This is a genomic window from Achromobacter sp. D10 (assembly GCF_035282245.1).
Lineage (GTDB): Bacteria > Pseudomonadota > Gammaproteobacteria > Burkholderiales > Burkholderiaceae_B > Achromobacter > Achromobacter insolitus.
On the sequence record NZ_JAYJLE010000002.1, the window covers coordinates 1 to 24410 of the forward strand.

Consider the following 24410-nt stretch of genomic DNA (forward strand, 5'->3'; position numbering starts at 1 on the left):
TTGCGCCGATGATAGTGGACGGACGTCTGTGAAAGTAGGTCATCGTCAAGCTTTTATTCCGCAGAACCCCACAGGTAACCCCTGTGGGGTTTTGTCTTTGTGAGAGCCTTATGGCTGGCGCCTGTCGAGAACACTCCGGGTGCAGTCATCAGCCTCAGTGCCGTATTCCAGGATTGGAGTACCTGCCGACACAGGGCAGGGACTCAAGCAGTTACGCCTGACGACCATAGCAAGGTGGTCCCACTCCTTCCCATCTCGAACAGGACAGTGAAACGCCTTTGCGCCGATGATAGTGGACGGACGTCCGTGAAAGTAGGTCATTGTCAGGCTTTGATTCCAGAGACCCCGCAGCTTGCGCTGCGGGGTCTTTTCTATTGCAGCTCCCCAGCTCTCGAGGCGGAGCTACTCGGACTCGGAAACAGAAGCCGTGCACTGGAGCGGGCGTCGTATGCTTGGCATGCGGTGCGAGGCACTTGAAGGGGCAGCTTCTTGGAGGCATGTGCGGCTTGGAGGCGGGCGGGCGCGGCGCCGGCATTGAGGATTTCTGCAGATGCATGAGACCGCCAGCATGAGACCGCCAATCAGGCTGCAAGCCGCGCCAGCATTGAATGTGCCCAAATAACAACGGCCGTGGGCGGGGTAGCTTTGTGCGGTAAGATTGACCGAGTCAATTCGTTGGAGCGTTATCGTGAGTGATCCCCAGACCCCCGTGCCCGGAACGACGTTAGACCTGCGCACGCTGACACACGTGGCCTATGGCTTGTACGCCCTGGGCTTCTTGACGAGTGGATTCCTGGGCATCGCCACGTTGGCGGCCGTCGTGCTGATGTATCTCAAGCGCTCGGACGCCGCAGGCACCGTCTACGCCGCTCATTTCGACTGGTTGCTGCGGACCTTCTGGTGGGCCCTGCTGTGGCTGGCCATCAGCGCCATTGCGACGCTCATCTTCATCGGCTGGATCGGACTGGCCGCCACCGTGATCTGGGTGCTGTATCGTCTGATCAAGGGCTGGCTGGCCTTGCTGGAAGGCACTGCACCGACAAGCTACGCCTGAGTGCGTGCGCAATGACAAAAGGCCGGCATATGCCGGCTTTTTGCATTCTGGGCCTGGCCCTGTCTGCATGTGTGGCGACATGGATGAGCACGCTTAGGCGAGATGGCAACGGCGTACATGATGGCGAGGAGACAGGGGCGGGATGCGAAGAAGATGCCCCCATTCCAGCGTGCATGCATGCGTGCGGGTCACACGCTAGTTCAGGCATCGGGGCATGCATACATGTGCAGCGTTGATAGGCGTGCAAGCACGCCCACACAAGCGAGCGTTGCCGGCATGCGATGCAGCTTCGAACTATGCCGATTGCCTGCAGAGGCGCGCCAGGCTTGGCTTTCGGGAAAGGCTGATGTGGGAGATCGAACCGTGCCGGTGAGAGGGCGGCAAGGCTGTCGCGATAAGTAGGGCTGCGCTGGGGAGGCGAGCTCGCCCAGGGATGAACCAGGGCGTCGCGACGATATGAAGGCAGGGACGTACGGGGTACGCCCTTTGCCTGCTTACTTCAGATGCGCGTTGACCAGCTTGGTCAATTCGAACATCGTGACCTGATCTTTGCCGAAGATCGGGCGCAGCTTGGCATCGGCGTTGATGTTGCGCTTGTTGCTGGCATCTTGCAGGTTGTGCTTCTTGATGTATTCCCAGATCTTTTTGGTGACCTCGGTACGCGGCACGGCTTCCGAGCCGATGACAGCAGCCAGTTCGGCGCTGGGGGTCAGGGGCTTCATGAATGCAGCGTTCGGCTTGCGCGCGGTCGCGGGTTTGGAGGTTGTGGCCATAATGCGGCGCTCCTTCTCTGGCTGTTGGAAAAATTGTCCTGCGGCCGGAGCATAACGTGTCTCTCCCGTAAAGACAAAGGCATTTATCCTCTGTAGCAACTAAAATGCACAGACTGTCCCCTCTATATCGTCAATCTGTAACCTCCTATGTACGCACGATCTCCTTTGGAATCAATTCGACTCTTTCATGACGAATTGACGGCGCTGCGGCGCGATTTGCACGCGCATCCCGAATTGGGCTTCGAGGAAGTCAGGACCTCCGGTATCGTGGCCGGCGCGCTGGAGGCGCTGGGAATCGAGGTGCATCGTGGCATCGGCAAGACCGGCGTGGTGGGCGTCATACGCGGCAAGCGTTGCGACAGCGGGCGCATGATAGGGCTGCGTGCCGACATGGATGCCTTGCCCATGACGGAGGACAATGACTTCGCGCACAAGTCGACCAAGCCCGGTCTGATGCACGGTTGCGGCCATGACGGCCACACGGCGGTGCTGATCGGCGCCGCGAAGTATCTGTCGCAGACACGTAATTTCGACGGCACCGCAGTGCTGATTTTCCAGCCCGCCGAAGAGGGGCGCGGCGGCGCGCGCGCGATGCTGGAGGACGGACTGTTCGATACCTTCCCTTGTGACGCCATCTATGCGTTGCACAACTGGCCTGGCCTGAAGCCGGGCACGATAGGGATCAATCCCGGGCCGATGATGGCCGCTGCGGACCGCTTCGAGATCCTGATCACGGGACGCGGCGGTCACGGCGCTCATCCTTATCAGACCATCGATCCCGTCACCATCGCGGGGCAGATCATCACTGCACTGCAGACCATCGTGTCGCGCAATGTGAATCCGCTGGATTCCGCTGTGGTGTCCATCGGATCCCTGCAGGCCGGCCATCCTGGCGCGATGAGTGTGATTCCGCGCGAAGCCAGGATGGTGGGCACGGTGCGCACCTTCCGCAAGTCCGTCCAGGAGATGGTCGAGACCCGCATGCGCGAGCTGGTGTCCGCGATCGCGGGCGCCTTCGGCGGCACGGCCGAGGTCACCTATGAACGGATTTATCCTGCGACGCTGAACACGCCGCAGCACGCCAACCTGGTGGCCGACATTGCCACCGAGATGATCGGCAAGGAAAACGTCGTGCGTGATCTGACGCCGTCGATGGGCTCCGAAGATTTTTCTTTCATGTTGCAGAGCAAGCCCGGTGCATACTTCCGGCTGGGTCAGGGCGGAGCGGATTCCGGCTGCGTGCTGCACAACTCGCATTTCGATTTCAACGATGCGGTCATCCCCTTGGGCAGCGCGATGTTCAGCGCGCTGGCCGAGCGGGGCATGCCGCTGGCAGATTAAGAAGCCTTTCATGTCTACTCAAAATACGACTCAGCTCACCATCACCCGGCCGGACGACTGGCATCTGCATCTGCGCGACGGCGCTGCGCTGGAGGCCGTGGTGGCGGATACCGCTCGCCAATTCGCGCGCGCCATCATCATGCCCAACCTGAAACCGCCGGTGACGACTACCGAGCAGGCGCTGGCCTATCGCGGCCGCATTCTGGAAGCCTTGAAGAAAGCGGGCGGGAACGTCGATGCCTTCACGCCGTTGATGACGCTGTACCTGACCGACAATACGTCGTCGGAAGAGATCTTTCGCGCTCACGAATCCGGCCAGGTCTACGCCGTGAAGCTTTATCCCGCGGGCGCCACGACCAACTCGGACGCTGGCGTGACCGATCTGCTGGGCAAGTGCACGAAGGCGCTGGAGGCGTTGGAGAAGTGCGGCATGCCCTTGCTGGTGCATGGCGAAGTGACGGATCCTTCGATCGACCTGTTTGACCGCGAAGCGATCTTTGTCGAGCGCGTAATGAAGCCCCTGCGCCGCGCTTTCCCCGCCTTGAAGGTGGTGTTCGAGCACATCACGACGAAAGACGGCGCGGAATATGTGCGGGATGCCGAAGGCCCCATCGCCGCCACGATCACGCCGCAACATTTGCTGTACAACCGCAATGCGATTTTCCAGGGCGGCGTGCGGCCGCACTTCTACTGTCTGCCCGTCCTCAAGCGCGAGACGCACCGGCTTGCGCTGGTCGAGGCGGCGACCAGCGGTAGCCCGCGCTTTTTCCTGGGCACCGATAGCGCGCCGCATGCGCGCGGTTTGAAGGAGCATGCCTGCGGCTGCGCCGGTTGCTACACGGCGTTGCACGCCATGGAGCTGTACGCGACTGCTTTCGATGCGGTCGGCAAGTTGGACAAACTGGAAGGTTTCGCCAGCTTCCATGGCCCGGATTTCTACGGGCTGCCTCGCAACACGGGTACGCTGACGCTGGCGCGCGAGGCTTATCAGGTGCCTGAAGAAGTGCCGTTTGGCGGCACGACGCTGGTGCCGCTGGCCGCGGGTGAGGCTCTGGCTTGGCGCGCGCGCGCCTGAGCGGCCTGAAATCGGGCGGGTCAACCGCGGCAAGAAAAAGCCCTCGATTCCGAGGGCTTTTTTCATGTGCCTCTATATGTATATAGAGACACCCTGATTACAGCGTGCCTTCGCGGCGCGCTTCCAGCAGTTCCCAGCGGGCGAAGCGTTCTTCGAGCTCGCTTTCCAGCTTGGCGAGCTCGCTGTTGATGCGTTCTACCTCGGCGGGGGCATCGCGATACAGGCTGCCGTCCGCCAGCTTGCCGGCTAGCTCGGCCTGTTGTGCTTCGAGAGCAGCGATGGCGTCCGGCAAGCCTTCCAGTTCGCGCAGTTCCCAGGAATTCATCTTGGCGGACTTGGCTGGCTTGGGCCGCGCGGCCTTGGCGCGCGCGGCGGCATCGTCGGCGGGCCGGGCTGCCGGGGCGGCGGCTTCGGTGGATACTACCGGGGCGGGCCGCTGGGCAACCCATTCGTCGTAGCCGCCCACATAGTCGCGCCAGCGACCGTCGCCTTCGTAGGCGATGGTTTGCGTGACCACGTTGTTCAGGAAGGCGCGGTCGTGGCTGACCAGCAGCACCGTGCCCGAGTACTCCTGCAGCAACTCTTCCAGCAGCTCGAGCGTTTCGATGTCGAGATCATTGGTGGGTTCGTCCAGCACCAGCACGTTGGCGGGGCGGGCAAACAGGCGCGCCAGCAACAGGCGGGCGCGCTCGCCGCCGGACAGGCTGCGCACCGGAGAGCCCGCGCGGGCGGGCGAAAAAAGGAAGTCGCCCAGGTAGCTCATGACGTGCTTGCGGGCGCCGCCGATTTCGACCCATTCGCTGCCCGGGCTGATGATGTCGACGAGCGTGGCGTTTTCATCCAGCTGCGCGCGCATCTGGTCGAAATAGGCAACTGCGACGTTGGTGCCCAGCCGAGTCGTGCCGCTATCAGGCTGCATCTCGCCCAGGATCAGCTTGAGCAGGGTGGTCTTGCCGGCGCCGTTGGGGCCGATGATGCCAATGCGGTCGCCACGGAGGATGGTGGTGGAGTAGTCGTCCACCACGGTCTTGTCTCCGAAGGCCTTGTGCACGTGATCGAGTTCGGCGACCAGCTTGCCAGAGCGCTGGCCTTCCGCCAGCGCGAGCGACACGTCGCCAACCCGTTCACGACGCTCGGCGCGCTCGACGCGAAGTCGTTCCAGACGCCGCACGCGTCCTTCATTGCGGGTGCGGCGCGCTTCCACTCCCTTGCGGATCCAGACTTCTTCCTGCGCAAGCAGCTTGTCGAAGCGGGCTTGCTCCAGGCGCTCGGATTCGAGCCATTGCGCCTTGCGTTCCTGCCATTGCGAGAAGTTGCCGGGGAAGCTCAGCAGGCGGCCGCGGTCGAGCTCGACGATGCGAGTGGCGACGGCGTCCAGAAAGCGGCGGTCGTGGGTGATGATGACAGCGGCGCCTTTCCAGGCGCGCAGCATGTCTTCCAGCCAGGCGATGCCCTCGAAGTCCAGGTGGTTGGTGGGTTCGTCCAGCAGCAGCAGATCGGGTTCGTCGACCAAGGCGCGCGCCAGGGCGACCCGCTTGCGTGTGCCGCCGGACAGACCGGCGATTTGCACGTCGGCGGGAAGGCCGAGCTTTTCGAGCACCGACCGCACGCGCGACGGACGCTGCCAGTCTTCGTGGTCGCCCTCGACGTTGCAGACGACATCGAAGACCGTGGCGTTCTCGTCGAGCTCGGGTTCCTGTTCGACCGTGGCCACGCGCAGCCCCGAGCTGCGGGCGATATCGCCATCGTCGGGTTGGGTCCTGCCATCCAGCAACCTCAGCAGCGAGGACTTGCCGGCGCCGTTGCGGCCGATAAGTCCGATGCGCTCGCCGGCCTGGATGGCGAAATCGGCGTGATCCAGCAGTGGGTGGTGGCCATAGGCCAGCTGGATATCGGTAAGGGTGATGAGGGTAGCAAGGGCCATGTGGTGAGTAATTTCTACGGCGTCTGAGCGAATCAAGGCGTATTGTCGCAGGAACCCCGGAACGCCGTTTGGGCCGCTTGCTCCAGCGCGCTTCGGGGACAGAGTCGCCGCGTGTAATAGAATACGGACCGCAAGGCGGGTCGGGCGATCGCGGTGGATGCATATCCATCGAGGAAGGTCCGGACTCCACAGGGCAGGGTAACGGCTAACGGCCGTCCGGCCGCGTCCTCGGGCGCGGTTGAGGAATAGGGCCACAGAGACGAGTCTGCGGGGCGGGCGCGCGTCGCGCGCACAGATACGGCCATCTCCGTATCGCGCCGTCCGGCAACGGGCGGCGGCATCGCAGGGTGAAACGCGGCAACCTCTATCCGGAGCAACATCAAATAGGCATGCGTGCGGTCTTCGGACCGCGAAGGGCGGCCCGTCCAAGCATGCGGGTAGGTGGCTAGAGCGGCTCAGCAATGAGCCGCCCAGAGGAATGATCGTCCGCCAGGGAAACCTGGTGTACAGAATCCGGCCTATAGATCCGTCTTGCAACTCATTCTCAACGCGGGCGAGGTTCCAACTGGAATCTGGCACCGCGCTGGCCGGCTCGGACATTTTTTCGATCGCTCAAAGCGGCGGGCTCGGCTGGAAGCCTTGCCAACCGGAGCAATCGACCGACCGTAAAACAATGCAAAGCCATTGTTAGCCGCCACTTCTGAAGAAGGACTTTTAGATAGTGCCGCAACCTCCTGATTTATTGGGAGGTTTTTCTTTTTGCGGTTTTACATATTGATCTAAGTCCTTGTTGTGATTGAAAAAATTGCAACCACGCGCTTGACCGCCCCGATCCCATACCGTAGAGTGGGAAATAGTAGGAAATTGTGCAATTAAGTGGGGTAAAAGTGGTGTTTCAGGGAAGCAGCGCGCTCACGCTGGATGCCAAGGGACGGATCTCGATTCCGACCCGGCACCGTGACGCGCTCATGTCGCAGGCCGATGGCCGGCTGACCCTGACACGCCACCCTGACGGCTGCTTGCTGGTCTACCCGCGGCCGGAGTGGGAAAAGAAGCGCGAGCAGATTGCCGCCTTTCCCATGACGGCGCGCGCGTTGCAGCGGCTGTTGCTGGGCAACGCTCAGGACGTGGAACTGGACGGCTCCGGCCGGGTCTTGATCGCTCCTGAACTGCGCAACGCTTCCGGTATGACGCGCGATGTGATGCTGCTCGGTCTGGGCGCGCACTTCGAGCTGTGGGACGCCGCTACCCTGGCCAGCCGCGAGGCTGAGGACCTGGCCAAGGGTATGCCGGATGTGTTGAATCAGTTTTCGTTCTGAAAAAGTTATGGAATTCGAACATCGGCCCGTTCTGCTGGAGCCGACGGTGGACGCGCTGTTGCTGCCCGACTTCGGCGGCAAGGGCGCGGCACGGTCGCATCAGCAGGCCGGGCCGGATGCGGCTACGCGAGCGGAAGGCGGCGTTTTCGTCGACGGCACCTTCGGGCGTGGCGGGCACAGCCGCGAGCTGCTTGGCCGTTTGGGCAAGGCCGCGAGGCTGGTGGTGTTCGACAAGGATCCGGAGGCGATCGCCGTAGCCAGGCAACTGGCGGCAGCGGACCCGAGGGTCACAGTGGTCCATGGCGGCTTTGCCACCATGGCCGAAGAATTGGCGCAACTCGGCATCGGCAAGGTCGATGGCGTGATGCTGGATCTGGGCGTTTCCTCGCCTCAGATCGATGATGCCGAGCGCGGTTTCTCGTTCATGCGAGACGGCCCGCTCGACATGCGGATGGACACCACTCGTGGTCCCACGGTGGCGGATTGGCTGGCGCAAGCCAGTGTGGATGAGATGCGGGAGGTCATAGCGGATTATGGCGAAGAACGGTTTGCTTTTCAGGTTGCAAAGGCGATTGCTGCTCGCCGCGCAACAAGGCCGCTGCGCACCACGCTCGAACTTGCCGAGTGCGTCGCCAGCGCCGTCCGCACGCGCGAAAAGGGGCAACATCCGGCCACACGCACCTTTCAAGCTTTACGGATTTACATCAATCGGGAACTCGAAGAGCTCGCGCGCACCCTCGCGTCAGCTCTAGACCTGCTCGCCCCGGGAGGGAGGTTGGCGGTGATCAGCTTTCATTCGCTTGAAGACCGCATGGTCAAGCAATGCATCGCGGCGGCGGCACGTCCGGCCGCCGCGCATGCGCGCCTGCCTTTGCGGGAAAGCGAAATGCCCCAGCCGGTCCTGCGTTCGCTCGGGCGCGTGCTGGCCGAAGACGAAGAAGTCTCGGCCAACGCGCGCGCCCGTTCCGCCGTCCTGCGTGTCGCCGAACGCACTGAAACGCCGCTGCCCCCCGAGGGCGGCTTCGCGTTCGTGAAGATCGGTTCGCTGCCGGGCAGCGATCTGGCTGCGCCGCCGCGCCGCGGCAAGGGAGGGCGCCGCTAATGGGTCGCGTCAATCTGATCGTTGCGGCTTTGCTGATGCTGTCGGCCATTTCCCTGGTCACCAGCCGGTATCAGTCGCGCCAGCTTTTTATCGAGCTGGGTCGTGATCAGGCGCAGGCGCGCGACCTCGAAACCAATTGGCGGCGCTTGCAGTTGGACCGCGCCGAACTGGCCCGCAATGCGCGGGTCGACGCCATTGCGCGTGACGGCCTGAAGATGATCTCCATCGTTCCGGACCGCACGCTGTATCTGAATCAGCCTTCCGCCTCCACCTCCGGAGGCGCGCAATGAAACGCGTCCCTTTCTTCGACAACCCGGTGCTGCGCGGGCAACTGCCCACATGGCGCGCGCGCCTGGTGCTGATCCTGCTGTTCGGCGGATTCACCGTGCTGGCCGGCCGCGCCTTGTTCCTGCAGGGCCTGTCCACCGAATTCCTGCAGCAGCAGGGTGAGCGGCGCTACGAGCGCACGCTGACGCTGGCCGCCACGCGCGGTAAGATCATGGACCGCAATGGCGCCGTGCTCGCATCCAGCGTGCCGGCGCGCGCCATCTGGGCGATTCCCGAAGACGCCAAGCAGGCTACGCCGGCGCAGCTGGAAACGTTGGCGAAGCTGCTGGAGACGCCTGTGGCCGATCTGCGCCACCGTCTCGTCGACGAAGACAAGAACTTCGTCTACCTGAAGCGCCAGGTCTCCATGGACGTGGCCGACAAGATCAAGCAACTGGGCATGCCCGGCGTGCACCAGCAGCCAGAGACCCGCCGCTACTACCCGGACGGCGACGTGATGGCCCACGTGGTGGGTTTCAACAGCGTCGAGGACCAGGGACAGGAAGGGGTCGAACTCACCTTCAACCAGCAGCTTTCCGGCCGCCCGGGCAGTCGCCGCGTCATCAAGGACCGGCTGGGCCGCGTGATCGAGGACGTGCAGGCCGTGACCCTGCCGGTGGACGGCCGCGACCTGCGCCTGTCCATCGACACGCGTTTGCAGTATCTGGTGTTCAAGGCCTTGAAAGACGCCATGGACAAGCACCAGGCCAAGGGCGCCACCGCCGTGGTCGTGGACGTGCACACGGGCGAGATCCTGGCCCTGGCCAACGTGCCCACTTTCGATCCCAATAAGCGCGAAACCTTCCACGGTTCCAAGCTGCGCAACCAGGCCATCACCGATACGTTCGAGCCCGGCTCGATCATGAAGCCGTTCACCGCCGCGCTGGCGCTGGACCTGGGCCGCATCACGACCAAAACTCTGTTCGAGACCGGCAATGGCCGCTTTCAGTATCAGGGCAGCACGATCAGCGACGTGAGCCGTAACGGCACGCTGGACGTGGCGGGCGTGCTGCGCAAGTCCAGCAACATCGGCATGACCATGATTTCCGAGAAGCTGGAATCCCGGGAGATGTGGGACCGCTTCACGGAATTGGGCCTGGGCCAGGCGCCCCAGGTGGGATTTCCCGGCGCTGCACCCGGGCGCTTGCGCCCCTGGGATCGCTGGCGCCTGATCGAAAAGGCCACGATGGCCTATGGCTATGGCCTGTCGGTGTCGTTGCTTCAGGTGGCGCGCGCCTATACCGTTTTTGCGCGCAATGGCGACATGGTGTCGCTGACGCTGGTCAAGCGCGACAGCGATCCCACCAGCGTCAAGATCTATACGCCCCGGACCACCGAAATGGTGCGCGGCATGTTGGAAGCCGCCGCCGGTCCTGAAGGTACCAAGGCCGCCCAGGTGCAGGGCTACCGCGTGGCAGGCAAGAGCGGAACGGCGCGCAAGATCGTCGACGGCAAGTACAGCATGCAGCGCTATCGGAGCTCGTACGTGGGCTTCGCTCCGGTGTCGGATCCCAAGATCGTCGTGGCGGTGTCCATCGACGAGCCGACGGTTGGCGGCTACTACGGCGGCGCTATCGCCGCGCCCGTGTTCTCCCAGATCGTGGGGGGGAGCTTGCGGCTGATGGGAGTGCGCCCGGACGCACCCTTCGAATCCACAATTGTTGCTGGTCTTAAGGAGCCAGGCAGATGAGCGCCAAAGGCTTCCTCTCCAATCCTGTCGCCACGGTTGCCGAAACCGTGGCGTGGTTGCATTCGCGCGTGTCGTTGACCGCGCACCTCAAGCTGGACTCGCGCGATATCGAGCCGGGCGATGTTTTCGTTGCCTGCCCGGGGCTGTCCAGCGACGGACGTCTCTATATAGAGAAGGCGCTGGCGCTGGGCGCGAGCGCTGTGTTGTTTGAAGCTCCCGCGAACGAAGCCGTCCAGGCCGTGGCGGACCACGCGCCCATGCTGCCGGTGACCGGCCTGCGTTCCCTGCTGGGCGAGCTGGCCGACACCTGGTATGGCCGTCCGTCGGCAGCGCTCGCGGTCGTGGCGGTGACGGGTACCAATGGCAAGACGTCGTCGGTGCAGTGGATCGCTCATGCGCTGAGCCGCAATGACAAGCCTTGCGGCACGATCGGCACCTTGGGCGCCGTGCTGCCCGACGGCCGCACGCTGGGCGGTGACCTGACGACCCCCGACGTGCTGACCGTGCACCGCACGCTGGCCGCCATGCGCGACGCGGGCGCCAAGGCCGTGGCCATGGAGGCATCCTCCATCGGCATCGAGCAGGGGCGGATGGATGGCGTGCGCGTTGCGCTGGCGGCCTTCACCAATCTGACGCGCGACCATCTCGACTATCACGGCACGATGGAACGGTACGAAGCCGCCAAGGCGCGCCTGTTCCGTTGGCCGGGCCTGACCGCCGCGGTCATCAACGCCGACGACGAGGCGGGTCGCCGCCTGATCGCCGATCTTCCCGCCGGCATGGCGATGGGCTACAGCCTGAGCGAAGACCCGGAGATTCCCGCTGGCATGCGAGCGCGCGAACTCCAGGCCACTGCCCAGGGCCAGATTTTCACGTTGGTGTCCCCGCACGGCGAGGCCCAGATCGTCACCCGCTTGCTGGGTGCGCACAACGTGTCCAACCTGCTGCTGGTGGCGGGCGTGCTGTATCAACTGGGCCTGCCGTTCGCACAGATTGCACGCGAATTGGCCGCGACGGATCCGGTCGACGGCCGCTTGCAGACGGTCGAGCCGGTGGCGCAAAGCACCCAGGCCGACGCAGGCCGCGGCCCGCTGGTGGTCGTGGACTACGCCCATACTCCCGATGCGTTGTCGCGGGCGCTGTCCGCGTTGCGCGCCGTGGCAACCGCACGTGCCGGCCGCCTGGTCTGCCTGTTCGGTTGCGGCGGCGAGCGTGACCCGGGCAAGCGTCCCGTGATGGGCCGCATTGCCGCGGACCTCGCCGATCACGTGGTCGTGTCCAGCGACAACCCTCGCACCGAGTCCCCCGAAGCTATCGTCGAGCAGATCCTGACCGGCATTCCCGACACCGTGCGTCCCGACGTGCAGGTGGATCGAGCGCGCGCCATCATGCAGACCATCTGGGCAGCCGCGCCCGATGATGTGGTGCTGCTGGCCGGCAAGGGACATGAAACGTATCAGGACATCGGGGGCGAGAAGTTGCCCTTCGATGACCGCGAATGGGCGCGGCTGGCGTTGCTGCTGCCGCAGGTCAAGGGCGTATCCACCGACACGCGCCGCATCGGCGAAGGCGAACTGTTCGTGGCGTTGGTGGGCGAAAACTTCGACGCCCACAACTATCTGGACCAGGCCGAGGCGCGCGGCGCATGCGCGGCCGTGGTGGCGCATGCCATGCCTGAAGCCAGGCTGCCGCAGTTGGTGCTGGGCGACACCCGCATTGCGCTGATGCGCATCGGCGCCGCCTGGCGCGCGCGGTTCGCGCTGCCCGTGGTGGCGGTGACCGGCAGCAACGGCAAGACCACGACCAAGGAAATGGTCTCGGCCATGCTGGCCGAGTGGCAAGGCGAAGGGAACCGCCTGGCGACGGCGGGCAACCTGAACAACGACATCGGTGTGCCGCTGACCTTGCTGCGCCTGCGGCCGGAGCACCGCGCTGCGGTGTTCGAACTGGGCATGAACCATCCCGGCGAGATCGCGCAGCTGGCCGCCATCGCGGCGCCCACGGTGACGCTGGTGACCAACGCCCAGCGCGAGCATCAGGAATTCATGCACAGCGTGGAGGCGGTCGCGCGCGAAAATGGCGCAGCCATTTCGGCGCTGCCCGAGGATGGTGTGGCGGTATATCCCGGCGACGAGCCGTATTCGTCTATCTGGGATGCGCTGGCCGAGCCTCGCCGCGTGTTGCGCTTCGGCCTTCAGCCCGGTCTGGACGTGTACGCCGAGCAGATCATTGCGGACGTGAACGCCACGCGCTGCCGCGTGGTCACGCCGGTGGGCGTGGCCGACCTGGCGCTGCCCGTGCCCGGCCTGCATAACTTGCGCAACGCGCTGGCGGCCATCGCCAGTGCGATCGCTGCGGGGGCGCCGCTGGAAGGCGCGGTGCGAGCCTTGGCCAGTTTCAGCCCTGTTGCGGGCCGCATGCAGCACAAGAGTATGAGTGACGGAACGTTGCTCATTGATGACACTTACAATGCCAACCCCGACTCGGTTCGCGTGGCCGTGGATGTGCTCGCCCGCATGGCCGGCATGCGCATCTTGGTGCTGGGTGACATGGGCGAGGTCGGGGACAACGGCCCCGCCATGCATGTCGAGGTGGGCAATTACGCGCGTGAGCAAGGGCTCGACGCGCTCATCACGCTAGGCGAAGCCAGCCGGGCGGCCGCGGCCGCATTCGGTGTGGGCGCGCACGCCTGCGCATCGGTAGACGAAGTGGTTGCCGCATTGCGCGGCTTGCGCCCGTCCTGCGTATTGGTAAAGGGATCGCGCTTTATGCGCATGGAGCGGGTAGTGACGGCTTTTTCTTTGAATGACGGTACGGCGGCCAAGGGGCAGGGAGAGCAGAATGCTGCTTGAAATCGCCCGCATGCTGTCTGACGATGTGCGCGCACTGGGGGTGTTCGAATACATCACCTTGCGCGCTGTTCTGGCATGCGCGACCGCGCTGCTGATCGGCCTGGTGGCCGGTCCGCGCGTGATTCGCAAACTGACCGAAATGAAGATCGGCCAGGCCGTGCGCTCCTACGGCCCGGAAACCCATCTGGTCAAGACCGGCACCCCCACCATGGGCGGCGTGCTCATTCTTATTTCCATCGCGATCAGCACGCTGTTGTGGGCGGATTGGACCAACCGCTTCGTCTGGGTGGTGCTGCTGGTGACCTTCGGCTTCGGCTGGATCGGCTGGATGGATGACTACCGCAAGGTGGTCTATCGCGATCCCGAAGGCATGCCCGCGCGGCAGAAGTTCTTCTGGCAGGCCACCATCGGCATGGTGGCCGCGGTGTATCTGGCGTTCGCGGTGTCGGCGCCGGCCAATACCGAACTGTGGCCGCTTTTCAAGGCCTGGGTGGGCAGCGGTTTCACGATGTCCCTGCCGACGCGCGCGGACTTGATCGTTCCGTTCTTCAAGAGCGTGAGCTACCCGCTGGGCGTGCTGGGCTTCGTGGCGCTGACCTGGGCGGTCATCGTCGGCACCAGCAATGCCGTCAACCTGACCGACGGCCTGGACGGCCTGGCCATCATGCCTACCGTCATGGTGGGCAGCGCGCTAGGCATCTTCGCCTACGTGGTCGGCCGCGTCGACTATTCCAAGTACCTGCTCTTTCCTTACATACCTGGCGCGGCCGAACTCATGGTGCTGTGTGCTGCGATAGGCGGCGCCGGCCTCGCATTTTTATGGTTCAACGCGTATCCGGCCCAGGTCTTCATGGGCGACGTCGGCGCGTTGGCGCTGGGGGGCGCGCTGGGCACCATCGCGGTCATCGTGCGCCAGGAAATCGTGCTGTTCATCATGGGCGGTGTGTTCGTGGTCGAGACCCTTTCCGTGATGATGCAAGTGACTTGGTTCAAGTACACGAAGCGACGTTATGGAACAGGTAGACGCATTTTTCGCATGGCTCCGTTGCATCATCACTTTGAAGTGGGTGGATGGAAAGAAACCCAGGTGGTCGTGCGTTTCTGGATCATCAGCATGATGCTGGTGCTGATTGGCCTCTCTACCCTGAAGTTGCGATGAATACGATGGAAACCTCCCGCGCAGACGCGCCGCTCGTCCTGATCCTCGGATTGGGCGAGACGGGTGTCGCCGCCGCTCGCTGGTGCGCCCGACAGGGCGCCCGCTTGCGCGTGGCCGACACGCGCGCCGAGCCGGGCGGATTGGCCGCGTTGCGCGAATCGTTGGCCCAAAGCGAGGCGGAATACCGTCTGGGTTGTGACGAGTCGTTCGACACGGCGCTGCTGGACGGCGTAAGCCAAGTGGTCCTGAGCCCTGGCCTGGCGCCTGCTCAACCGCCCGCCGCGGACCTGCTGCGCGAGGCCGAGGCCCGTGGCATCGAGATCGTCGGCGAAATCGAATTGTTTGCGCGCGCGCTGGCCGACCTGGCCGAAACGCGCGAGTACCGGCCGCGCCTGTTGACCGTGACCGGCACCAACGGCAAGACCACCGTTACCGCCTTGACGCGCCAGCTGGTCGAGGCCAGCGGCCTGTCGGCCGTGGCGGCCGGCAACATCAGTCCTGCGGCGCTGGCCGCGCTGATGGACGCGCTGGATGCGGAATCGCTGCCGCAGGTCTGGGTGCTGGAACTCTCCAGCTTCCAGCTGGAAACCACGCGTTCGCTGATGGCCGACGCGGCCGTCGTGCTGAACGTCACCCAGGATCATCTGGATTGGCATGGCGGCATGGAGGCCTACGCACAGGCCAAGGCGCGTCTGTTGAAAATGGCCCGCGTGGCCATCGTCAACCGTGACGATCCGTACACCGTCGACATGGTCGCAACGCTGAACGGGCTGAATGTACGCAGCTTCGGCCGCGACGTGCCGGAACTGGTCGGCGACATGGGCCTCGAGCTGGGCCAGGGCGTGGCTTGGCTGGTGGCCTGCGAACCCAACGATTTCGATGAGCCCGCGCCGCCGGTGCGCCGCAAGAAGGATGCACCCGAGCCCGTCCGCGCCAAGGGTCGCATGAGCCGCCTGATGCCGGTGGACGCGTTGCGCATCCGCGGCATCCACAATGCCTTGAATGCCCTGGCCGCGCTGCAACTGGCGCGCTGCCTGGACCTGGGCTGGGGCGCCATGCTGAGGGCGCTGCGCGAGTACACCGGGGAACCCCACCGCGCCGCGTTCGTGCGCACGATCGGCGGCGTCGACTATATCAATGACAGCAAGGGCACCAACGTGGGCGCTACGGTCGCCGCGCTGGAAGGCCTGGGCCAGCAGGTGGTGCTGATCGCCGGCGGCCTGGGCAAGGGCCAGGATTTCTCGCCGCTGATTCCGGGCGTGGCGCGCCATGCGCGAGCCGTGATGCTGATCGGCCAGGATGGCCCGGAGATCGGCCGCGTGCTGGCGCCGACCGGCGTGCAGTGCATCACGGTTGAAACGCTGCGCGACGCGGTGCGCGGCGCCGCCGAAATTGCCCAGCCGGGCGATGCCGTGCTGTTGTCGCCCGCCTGCGCCAGCATGGACATGTTCCGCAACTATCCGCATCGCGGACAGGTGTTCGTGGAAGAGGTCGAAGACCTGGCCCGCGACCGTGGAGAGATCGCATGAGCCTGATCGCCGATCTCACCGCCAGCGTCAACGCCGTACGGCCCGGCCGTACCCGCATGCGCAATTTCGATCTGCCGCTGGTCATCGCGGCGTCGACCTTGCTGCTGCTCGGCTTGCTGATGGTGTATTCGGCGTCTATCGCGCTGGCCGACGGTCCGCGCTATGCGTCGTATGGCCGCTACTACTTCGTGATCCGCCACGGCCTGTTCATCAGTGCCGGGCTGGTGGGCGCGGCCGTGGTGTTGGCCGTGCCGATCCGCGTCTGGCAGCGTTTGGCGGTGCCGCTGTTCGTGGTGGCCATGGTGCTGCTGGTGGCGGTGCTGATTCCCGGCATTGGCCGCGAGGTCAACGGCGCGCATCGCTGGATTCCGCTGGGTCCGCTGAACTTCCAGCCCTCCGAGCTGATGAAGCTGGCCGCGCTGCTCTACGCCGCCGATTACACCGTGCGCAAGCAGGAACACATGCAGGCTTTCGCCCGCGGCTTCCTGCCCATGGCATTCGCGCTGGCCGGCGTCGGCATGCTGCTGTTGCTGGAACCCGACCTGGGCGCCTTCATGGTGATCGTGGCGATCGCCATCGGCATCCTGTTCCTGGGCGGTATCAACGGCAAGTATTTCAGCAGTCTGCTGGCCGTGCTGGTGGGTACCTTCCTGATGCTGATCTGGCTGTCGCCGTGGCGGCGCGCGCGGCTGTTCGCGTACCTGGATCCCTGGAACGAGGACAACGCCTATGGCAGCGCCTACCAGCTGTCGCATTCGCTGATCGCCCTGGGGCGTGGTGAGTGGTTGGGCGTGGGCCTGGGTGCCAGCGTCGAGAAACTGCACTACCTGCCGGAAGCGCACACCGACTTCCTGATGGCGGTGGTGGGCGAAGAATTGGGTTTTGCCGGCGTGATGCTGGTCATCACCCTGTTTGCCATCATCGTCTATCGCGGCTTCGATATCGGCCGCCAGGCCATCGCCATGGAACGCACTTTCGCGGGCCTGGTCGCGCATGGCGTGGCGATGTGGTTCGGCGTGCAGGCCTTCATCAACATGGGCGTCTGCCTGGGCCTGCTGCCTACCAAGGGTCTGACCCTGCCTCTCATGAGCTATGGCGGTTCGGGCATCGTGATGAATCTGTGCGCGCTGGCCATGCTGATCCGGGTCGACGTGGAAAACCGCGTCATGATGCGTGGAGGGCGGGTATGACGGCCTCTCGCACCATCCTGATCATGGCTGGCGGCACCGGCGGACACATCATGCCGGGCCTGGCCGTGGCCGACGTGCTGCGCGAGCGCGGCTGGCGCGTGCTATGGCTGGGCAATCCCGAAAAGATGGAAGGCCGGCTGGTGCCGCCCCGCGGCATCGAACTGGTTCCGCTGCGCTTTCAGGGCGTGCGCGGCAAGGGCGCGTCGGCGCTCCTGAAGCTGCCGTTCCTGTTGCTGCGTGCATTCGGACAAGCCTGGTCGCGTTTGTCCGATGTGCGGCCCGACGTGGTGCTGGGCATGGGCGGCTATGTGGCATTCCCGGGCGGCGTCATCGCTGCGCTGCGCGGCACGCCACTGGTCGTGCATGAACAGAATGCCGTGGCGGGTACGGCAAACAAGTGGCTGGCCAGGATGGCCCGCCGCGTGCTCAGCGGCTTTCCTGGCGTGCTGCCCAAGGGCGAGGCCATGGGCAATCCGGTGCGCGCGGACTTGTGCGCATTGCCGGATCCGGCGGCGCGCTACGCCGGCCGCAGCGGTCCGTTGCGCGTCCTGGTGGTGGGCGGCAGCCTGGGCGCCCAGGCGCTGAACACCACATTGCCGCAGGCGCTGGCGCGCCTGCCGCAGGAAGGCCGGCCGGTGGTGGTGCACCAGGCTGGCGAGCAACATCTGCCCGCGCTGCAGCAGGCCTATGCCCAAGCGGGCGTGGCGGCCGATTGCCGCGCCTTCATCGACGACATGGCGGGCGCCATGGGCGACGCCGACCTGCTGATTTGCCGCGCGGGGGCCATGACGGTGTCCGAAGTGGCCGCTGCGGGTGTCGCGGCGTTGTTCGTGCCGTTCCCGCATGCGATCGATGACCATCAGACTGCCAACGCGCGCTTCCTGAGCGACGCGCAGGCCGCCTGGCTGCAGCCGCAAACTGGCCTGACGCCCGAGTGGCTGGCGCAGTGGCTGGGCCAGCGCACCCGACAAGAACTTCAAGCCGTGGCCGAACGGGCCCGCGCGCATGCGCGTCCGGAAGCCGCGGCTCATATCGCCGACGTCTGTGAACAAGCAGCGGGGCGTTCATCATGAAACATAGAATTCAACATATCCATTTCGTAGGCATCGGCGGCTCGGGCATGAGCGGCATTGCCGAAGTGCTGCTCAATCTGGGCTACACCATCAGCGGGTCCGACCTGAACGAGTCGGCCGTGACGCGCCGCCTGGCTGGCCTGGGCATGAAGATCGCGATCGGCCACGTGGCCAGCAACGTCACCGGCGCCGCCGCCATCGTCACGTCCACGGCCGTGGCGGGCGACAACCCCGAAGTGATCGCGGCGCGCGCGGCGCGCATTCCGGTGGTGCCGCGGGCCATCATGCTGGCCGAGCTGATGCGCCTGAAGCGCGGCATCGCCGTCGCCGGCACGCACGGCAAGACGACCACGACCAGCCTGGTCGCCAGCGTGCTCGCCGCAGGAGACCTGGATCCGACCTTCGTGATCGGCGGCCGCCTGAATTCCGCGGGTGCCAACGCGCGTCTGGGACAGGGCGATTACATCGTGGTCGAGGCGGACGAATCCGATGCCTCGTTCCTGAACCTGTTGCCGGTGATGGCCATCGTTACGAACATCGATGCCGATCACATGGACACCTATGGGCACGATGTGGCGCGCCTGAAGAGCGCGTTCATCGAATTCACGCAGCGCCTGCCGTTCTACGGCAGCGCCGTGCTGTGCTCGGACGACGCCAATGTGCGCGAGATCATGCCCTTCGTGTCGCGGCCCATCACGACCTATGGCCTGAATGAAGAGGCGCAAGTGCGCGCCTACGAAGTGCAGCCGGAAGGCACGCGCATGCGTTTCAACGTCCAGCGCACGCACCGCGACACGCTGCTGCCGCCGTTGCAGGTGGAACTGAATCTTCCGGGCCTGCACAACGTGCGCAACGCGCTGGCCGCGATCGCCGTGGCGACCGAGCTGGGCGTGGCTGACGAGGCCATCTGCGAGGCGCTGTCGTCGTTCCGCGGAGTGGGGCGCCGCTTCACGCAGACGGGCGAATTTCCCGTGCCTGCCAGTCATGGCGGCGGCACCTTCACGGTGATCGACGACTACGGCCATCACCCGGTGGAAATGGCCGCCACGCTGGCCGCCGCGCGCGGCGCCTGGCCCGACCGCCGCATCGTATTGGCGTTCCAGCCGCACCGTTATACGCGCACCCGCGACTGCTTCGAGGACTTCGTGCGCGTGCTGGGCACGGCCGACGCCGTGCTGCTGACCGAGGTCTACGCCGCGGGCGAACCGCCGCTGGTGGCTGCGGACGGCCGCGCCCTGTCGCGCGCATTGCGCGTGGCTGGCAAGGTCGAGCCGGTGTTCGTCGAGGATGTGGCGGAGCTGCCGCAGGCCATCGTGGATTTCGTGCGCGATGGCGACGTGGTGATAGTGATGGGAGCGGGTTCGATCAGCAAGGTCCCCGCCCAAGTAGGAGAACTGGCATGAGCACGCAATTCGGCAAGGTAGGGGTGTTGTACGGGGGACGTTCCGCCGAGCGCGAGGTGTCCCTGATGTCAGGCACCGGCGTGCACCAGGCGTTGCTCAGCGCCGGCGTGGACGCGCACCTGTTCGACACGGCCGAACGCAGCCTGTCCGAACTGGCCGAGCAGAATTTCGACCGTGTGTTCATCGCCCTGCATGGCCGCTATGGCGAAGACGGGACGATCCAGGGCGCCCTGGAACTGCTGGGCATTCCCTACACCGGCAGCGGCCCGCTGGCCTCCGCGCTGGCCATGGACAAGACCATGACCAAACGCGTGTGGCTGCAGCATGGCCTGCCCACCCCGGATTTCGAGTTGCTGGACGCGGATACCGAACTGCGCCTGGTGCCGGATCGCCTGAGCCTGCCGCTCATCATCAAGCCGCCGCACGAGGGTTCGACGGTGGGCATCACCAAGGTGGTGGGCTATTCCGACATGAAGGAAGCCTATGCCGCGGCCGCGCGTTTTGACGCCGAAGTGCTGGCCGAGCAATTCATCACCGGCCGCGAGCTGACCGTGGCGCTGCTGGGCGCAGGCAAGACTGCGCGCGCGCTGCCCGTCATCGAGATCGCGGCCCCTGGCGGCAATTACGACTACGAGCACAAGTACTTTTCCGACGACACGCAGTATTTCTGCCCGGCCACGCTGCCGCCCGAGGTCGCCGCGGAAGTTGCCGAGATCGCGGTCAAGGCCTATCGCGCCCTGGGCTGCGAGGGTTGGGGCCGCGCGGACTTCATCCTCGACGGCGACAACCGGCCGTGGTTGCTGGAAATGAACACCTCGCCTGGCATGACCAGTCACTCACTCGTTCCCATGGCCGCCAAGGCCGTGGGAATCAGCTACGCCGATCTGTGCGTGGCGATATTGTCCGAGGCCGCGTGCAAAGTGCGCAGCCCGGCCCGCAACGCTTGACCCGGATACTCTGTGTGGAACGACGCTCGCACCACCAACCTGATCGCCAACACGCTGGCCGTGCTGGCGGTTTGCGCCATGCTCGTCGCGGGCGTGGTGTGGGTGGCGCAACGCCCGTTCTTCACGCTGTCGGCCATCGAGCTGGAATCGATGCCGGACACCGAGCTGCACTACGTGTCCACGGGGGCGGTGCGCTCGGCGATCGCGGGCCGCTTCAAGGGCAATTTCTTCACGGTGGACCTGGACGAAGCGCGCGAGATCTTCGAGTCGGTGCCGTGGGTTCGCCACGCCACCGTGCGGCGGATCTGGCCCAATGTGCTGCGTGTGCGCATCGAAGAGCAGCAGCCCTTGGCGCTGTGGAACGAGAACCAGATGATCAACACCTGGGGCGAGGCGTTCACGGCCAACACGGGCGAGGTGGACGACGAGACCGTGCTGCCGCAGTTTTCTGGCCCGGAGGGCACGGAATCCCTGGTGGTGCAGCGCTACGCCGAACTGGCCCGCTGGTTCGCTCCGCTGGACATGCACGTGACGCAGCTGGACCTGAGTCCGCGATACGCGTGGCGCGTCGTGCTGTCCAACGGCATGTCGCTGGACCTGGGCCGCGATCCGGGCGCCGATGCGCCGGATCCGCATGGCCTGCCGGGCGCCTTGCCGTTCGCCGCCCGCATTCAACGCTTTGTGCAGGCGTGGCCCGCCGTTGCCGGACGCCTGGAAGGGCGCACCGTGACGCAGGCCGACCTGCGCTATCCCAATGGTTTCGCCCTGGCGCTGGCTCCGTTGCCGCCGTCGGAAACCAAATCCAAATCCACACCGAAACCTCCCAAGAAACGCTAACGCCATGACCCGTGACATCAAGGACCTTATCGTCGCCCTCGATATCGGCACCAGCAAGGTGGTGGCTGTGGTGGCTGAAATTTTGCCTGAAGGGCGATTCGAAGTGCTGGGCCTCGGCCAGCACGAATCGCGCGGCATGCGCAAGGGCGTGGTCGTCAATATCGAGACCACTGTGAATTCCATTCAGCGCGCGCTTGAAGAAGCCGAGCTGATGGCAGATTGCAAGATTCGCGACGTCTATACCGGCATTGCCGGCAGCCATATCCGCAGCTTCAATTCCAGCGGCATGGTCGCCGTGAAGGACAAGGAAGTCACCGCCACCGACGTTGCCCGCGTCATCGAGACCGCCAAGGCGGTGAACATCCCGACCGACCAGCAGGTGCTGCACGTGCTGACGCAAGAGTTCATCGTCGATGGCCAGGAAGACATCCGCGAGCCCATCGGCATGAGCGGCCTGCGCCTGGAAGTGCGCGTGCACATCGTGACGGGCGCGGTCAGCGCTGCCCAGAACATCGTGAAGTGCGTGCGCCGCTGCGGCCTCGAAGTGCAGGACCTGATCCTGCAGCCTCTGGCCTCCAGCCTGGCCGTGCTGACCGCCGACGAAAAAGAACTCGGCGTCGTTCTGGTCGATATCGGCGGCGGCACCACTGACGTGGCCATCTTCACCGGCGGCGCCATCCGCCACACCGCCGTGCTGCCCATCGCCGGCGACCAGATCACCAATGACATCGCGGCAATGCTGCGCACGCCGACGCCCGATGCCGAGGAAATCAAGCTGCGCTACGGCGTGGCCAAGCAGGTGCTGGCCAGTCCGGACGAGTCCGTGGAAGTGCCGGGCCTGGGTGACCGCGGTCCGCGGCAAGTCAAGCGCCAGGCGCTGGGCGCCGTGATCGAACCGCGCGTGGAAGAACTGTTCACGCTGGTGCAGCAGGTCGTGCGCGACTCGGGCTACGAGGACCTGCTGGCCTCGGGCGTGGTCCTGACCGGCGGCTCGGCGCAATTGCCCGGCATGATCGAACTGGCCGAGGACGTATTCCTCAAGCCGGTGCGCGTGGCGGTACCCGAATACGAAGGCAGCCTGGCTGACGTGATGCGCAATCCGCGCTTCTCGACGGTGATGGGCTTGTTGCAGGAAGCGCGGATGCAGCGCGTGCGCGGCCGCAAGGTCGCTGCCCAGACCGGCAATTTCAAGAGCCTGCTGGCGCGCATGAAGGAATGGTTCATGAACTGAGTTGTAAAGGGGCAGGTTGGGGCCTGTCCTTGGTGCGGTCAGCGGTGGTAGCGCGGGCCGGGCCAGAAGAGGGGAGGCGCTTCAAACCCGTTGCGGGCCCGTCCGGCGACGAGTTTGAGGCGATTCACAAAACATAGGTTGTTGGGGAATTTTTGTGATTTGCGAAATCGGACTTGTGAGGGAGTCATCATGATGAACTTTGAGATGCTTGAGAACAACACCAAAGGGACCGTTATCAAGGTCGTTGGTGTGGGTGGTGCGGGCGGCAATGCCGTGGCGCACATGATTCGCAGCGGCGTGCACGGCGTGGATTTCATCTGCGCCAACACCGATGCGCAGGCACTGGCGGCGACCAACGCCCCGGTGCAGATCCGTCTGGGCCGTACCGGCCTGGGCGCGGGCGCCAAGCCCGAGCAAGGGCGCGCGTCGGCTGAAACCGCGCGCGAGGAGATCCGTGCCGCCCTGAACGGCGCGCACATGGTCTTCATCACCGCCGGCATGGGCGGCGGCACCGGCACCGGCGCAGGTCCGGTCGTGGCCGAGGTCGCGAAGGAACTGGGCATCCTGACGGTGGGCGTGGTCACCAAGCCTTTCTCCTTCGAAGGCAACAAGCGCCTGAAGATGGCCGAAGACGGTATTTCCGAACTGGCCAAGCACGTGCATTCGCTCATCGTGGTGCTCAACGAGAACCTCTATGAACTGATGGACGAGGACGCGACGCAGGAAGACTGCTTCCGTTCCGCCGACGACATCCTGCACAACGCCTGCGCAGGCATCGCCGAAATCATCAACGTCGAAGGCAACGTCAACGTCGACTTCGAAGACGTCAAGACGATCATGGGCGAGCAGGGCCAGGCCATGATGGGCACGGCGTCGGCTTCGGGCGCTGACCGCGCCCGCGTGGCCGCCGAGCACGCCATTGCTTGCCCGCTGCTGGAAGGCGTGGACCTGAACGGCGCTCGCGGCGTGCTGGTCAACATCACCGCCAGCCGCTCGCTGAAGATGCGCGAAACGCGCGAAATCATGGAAACGATCCGCAGCTACGCTTCGGACGACGCGACCGTGATCTTCGGCACCGCCTACGACGAGTCCATGGGTGAAAACCTGCGCGTGACCGTGGTTGCTACCGGCCTGGGCCGTGCGCAAGCGCGTCCGCAACTGGTGCAGAACACCGCTGAAGTGCTGCGTACCGGCACCGACAACCTGCCCATGGGTGGAATGCCGGCTGGCGGTCAAGGCGATTACCGCAACCTGGATATGCCGTCGGTCATGCGCAACCCGCGCAGCCAGGCGTCGGCCCAGGTGCGTGCTCTGGAAAGCTCGGGCATGGATCACTTCGACATCCCGGCATTCCTGCGCAAGCAGGCGGATTGAACCAAAGAGCCTGCTTCAGGCTCTAAACGCACTCCCTCATCTCCGGCCGCCTGTCCCCACAGGCGGCCGGAGGCGGAGCGGTCCGTGTTTCCCTTGCACGGTTTCAATAAGGGACGGAGGTATCGGTCGATCCGGACGCCAAATGGCGCCAGGGATCGGACAGAGTTACAATACGTCAGTTACGCCGGCAATCTGTTCGTCATCTTGCCG

Annotated in this window: 19 protein-coding genes, 1 rRNA gene and 1 other RNA gene; 19 read left to right on the forward strand and 2 right to left on the reverse strand. The window is 64.9% G+C overall.

The window, feature by feature from the left end:
• Positions 1–216 precede the first annotated feature (216 nt).
• A 5S ribosomal RNA gene (gene rrf / locus VCS63_RS06840) occupies positions 217–329 on the forward strand.
• Positions 330–688: 359 nt separating this feature from the next.
• A complete protein-coding gene (locus VCS63_RS06845) occupies positions 689–1054 on the forward strand; it encodes a DUF4870 family protein (RefSeq protein WP_042796405.1) in 366 nt (121 codons plus the stop codon).
• A 494-nt stretch (positions 1055–1548) separates the two neighbouring features.
• Here VCS63_RS06845 and VCS63_RS06850 read toward each other — a convergent pair whose 3' ends face one another.
• Positions 1549–1827, reverse strand: a complete 279-nt coding sequence (locus VCS63_RS06850; RefSeq protein WP_006217453.1) for an SWIB/MDM2 domain-containing protein — start codon at positions 1825–1827, stop codon at positions 1549–1551.
• 147 nt (positions 1828–1974) lie between these two features.
• On the opposite strand from VCS63_RS06850, the gene VCS63_RS06855 reads away from it, so the two are divergent.
• On the forward strand, positions 1975–3168 hold the full coding sequence (locus VCS63_RS06855; RefSeq protein ID WP_042796407.1) for a M20 aminoacylase family protein: 1194 nt from the start codon (positions 1975–1977) through the stop codon (positions 3166–3168).
• Between the two features lie 10 nt (positions 3169–3178).
• Entirely contained in the window at positions 3179–4243 is a 1065-nt protein-coding gene (gene pyrC / locus VCS63_RS06860; RefSeq protein ID WP_076816288.1) for a dihydroorotase, read from the forward strand.
• 97 nt (positions 4244–4340) lie between these two features.
• Here the strand turns inward: pyrC and VCS63_RS06865 are convergent, their stop codons facing one another.
• Entirely contained in the window at positions 4341–6167 is a 1827-nt protein-coding gene (locus VCS63_RS06865) for an ATP-binding cassette domain-containing protein (RefSeq protein WP_323879068.1), read from the reverse strand.
• Positions 6168–6299: 132 nt separating this feature from the next.
• Between VCS63_RS06865 and rnpB the strand changes: the two genes are divergently transcribed.
• The 15 genes from rnpB (at position 6300) to ftsZ (ending at position 24200) form a co-directional block, all read left to right on the forward strand.
• Positions 6300–6704, forward strand: an RNA gene (rnpB, locus tag VCS63_RS06870) — RNase P RNA component class A.
• A 353-nt stretch (positions 6705–7057) separates the two neighbouring features.
• Positions 7058–7486 carry a division/cell wall cluster transcriptional repressor MraZ gene (gene mraZ / locus VCS63_RS06875; RefSeq protein ID WP_006226256.1) on the forward strand — a complete coding sequence of 143 codons (429 nt, stop codon included), beginning with the start codon at positions 7058–7060 and terminating at the stop codon, positions 7484–7486.
• 7 nt (positions 7487–7493) lie between these two features.
• On the forward strand, positions 7494–8588 hold the full coding sequence (gene rsmH / locus VCS63_RS06880) for a 16S rRNA (cytosine(1402)-N(4))-methyltransferase RsmH (protein ID WP_042796410.1): 1095 nt from the start codon (positions 7494–7496) through the stop codon (positions 8586–8588).
• Positions 8588–8878: a cell division protein FtsL gene (gene ftsL, locus VCS63_RS06885; protein WP_042796411.1), complete on the forward strand. Its 291-nt coding sequence runs from the start codon at positions 8588–8590 to the stop codon at positions 8876–8878. The genes rsmH and ftsL overlap by 1 nt, the downstream gene beginning before the upstream one ends.
• Positions 8875–10605: a peptidoglycan D,D-transpeptidase FtsI family protein gene (locus VCS63_RS06890; protein ID WP_063642294.1), complete on the forward strand. Its 1731-nt coding sequence runs from the start codon at positions 8875–8877 to the stop codon at positions 10603–10605. Before ftsL ends, VCS63_RS06890 begins: the two co-directional genes overlap by 4 nt.
• Complete coding sequence (murF, locus tag VCS63_RS06895; RefSeq protein ID WP_323879070.1) at positions 10602–13457, forward strand: bifunctional UDP-N-acetylmuramoyl-L-alanyl-D-glutamate--2,6-diaminopimelate ligase MurE/UDP-N-acetylmuramoyl-tripeptide--D-alanyl-D-alanine ligase MurF; 2856 nt, start codon at positions 10602–10604, stop codon at positions 13455–13457. Before VCS63_RS06890 ends, murF begins: the two co-directional genes overlap by 4 nt.
• Positions 13447–14616, forward strand: coding sequence for a phospho-N-acetylmuramoyl-pentapeptide-transferase (gene mraY / locus VCS63_RS06900; RefSeq protein WP_042796413.1), 1170 nt, complete (start codon positions 13447–13449; stop codon positions 14614–14616). The genes murF and mraY overlap by 11 nt, the downstream gene beginning before the upstream one ends.
• On the forward strand, positions 14613–16145 hold the full coding sequence (gene murD, locus VCS63_RS06905) for a UDP-N-acetylmuramoyl-L-alanine--D-glutamate ligase (protein ID WP_323879071.1): 1533 nt from the start codon (positions 14613–14615) through the stop codon (positions 16143–16145). The genes mraY and murD overlap by 4 nt, the downstream gene beginning before the upstream one ends.
• Positions 16142–17335 carry a putative lipid II flippase FtsW gene (gene ftsW, locus VCS63_RS06910; protein ID WP_042796415.1) on the forward strand — a complete coding sequence of 398 codons (1194 nt, stop codon included), beginning with the start codon at positions 16142–16144 and terminating at the stop codon, positions 17333–17335. Before murD ends, ftsW begins: the two co-directional genes overlap by 4 nt.
• On the forward strand, positions 17332–18408 hold the full coding sequence (gene murG, locus VCS63_RS06915; RefSeq protein WP_323879073.1) for an undecaprenyldiphospho-muramoylpentapeptide beta-N-acetylglucosaminyltransferase: 1077 nt from the start codon (positions 17332–17334) through the stop codon (positions 18406–18408). The genes ftsW and murG overlap by 4 nt, the downstream gene beginning before the upstream one ends.
• Entirely contained in the window at positions 18405–19811 is a 1407-nt protein-coding gene (gene murC / locus VCS63_RS06920; RefSeq protein ID WP_063961754.1) for a UDP-N-acetylmuramate--L-alanine ligase, read from the forward strand. The genes murG and murC overlap by 4 nt, the downstream gene beginning before the upstream one ends.
• Positions 19808–20758 carry a D-alanine--D-alanine ligase gene (locus tag VCS63_RS06925; RefSeq protein WP_042796417.1) on the forward strand — a complete coding sequence of 317 codons (951 nt, stop codon included), beginning with the start codon at positions 19808–19810 and terminating at the stop codon, positions 20756–20758. The genes murC and VCS63_RS06925 overlap by 4 nt, the downstream gene beginning before the upstream one ends.
• 12 nt (positions 20759–20770) lie before the next feature.
• Positions 20771–21595 carry a cell division protein FtsQ/DivIB gene (locus tag VCS63_RS06930; protein WP_042796418.1) on the forward strand — a complete coding sequence of 275 codons (825 nt, stop codon included), beginning with the start codon at positions 20771–20773 and terminating at the stop codon, positions 21593–21595.
• A 4-nt stretch (positions 21596–21599) separates the two neighbouring features.
• Positions 21600–22826, forward strand: a complete 1227-nt coding sequence (gene ftsA / locus VCS63_RS06935; protein WP_006217473.1) for a cell division protein FtsA — start codon at positions 21600–21602, stop codon at positions 22824–22826.
• A gap of 189 nt (positions 22827–23015) precedes the next feature.
• Positions 23016–24200: a cell division protein FtsZ gene (ftsZ, locus tag VCS63_RS06940; protein WP_063642288.1), complete on the forward strand. Its 1185-nt coding sequence runs from the start codon at positions 23016–23018 to the stop codon at positions 24198–24200.
• Positions 24201–24410: the final 210 nt, after the last annotated feature.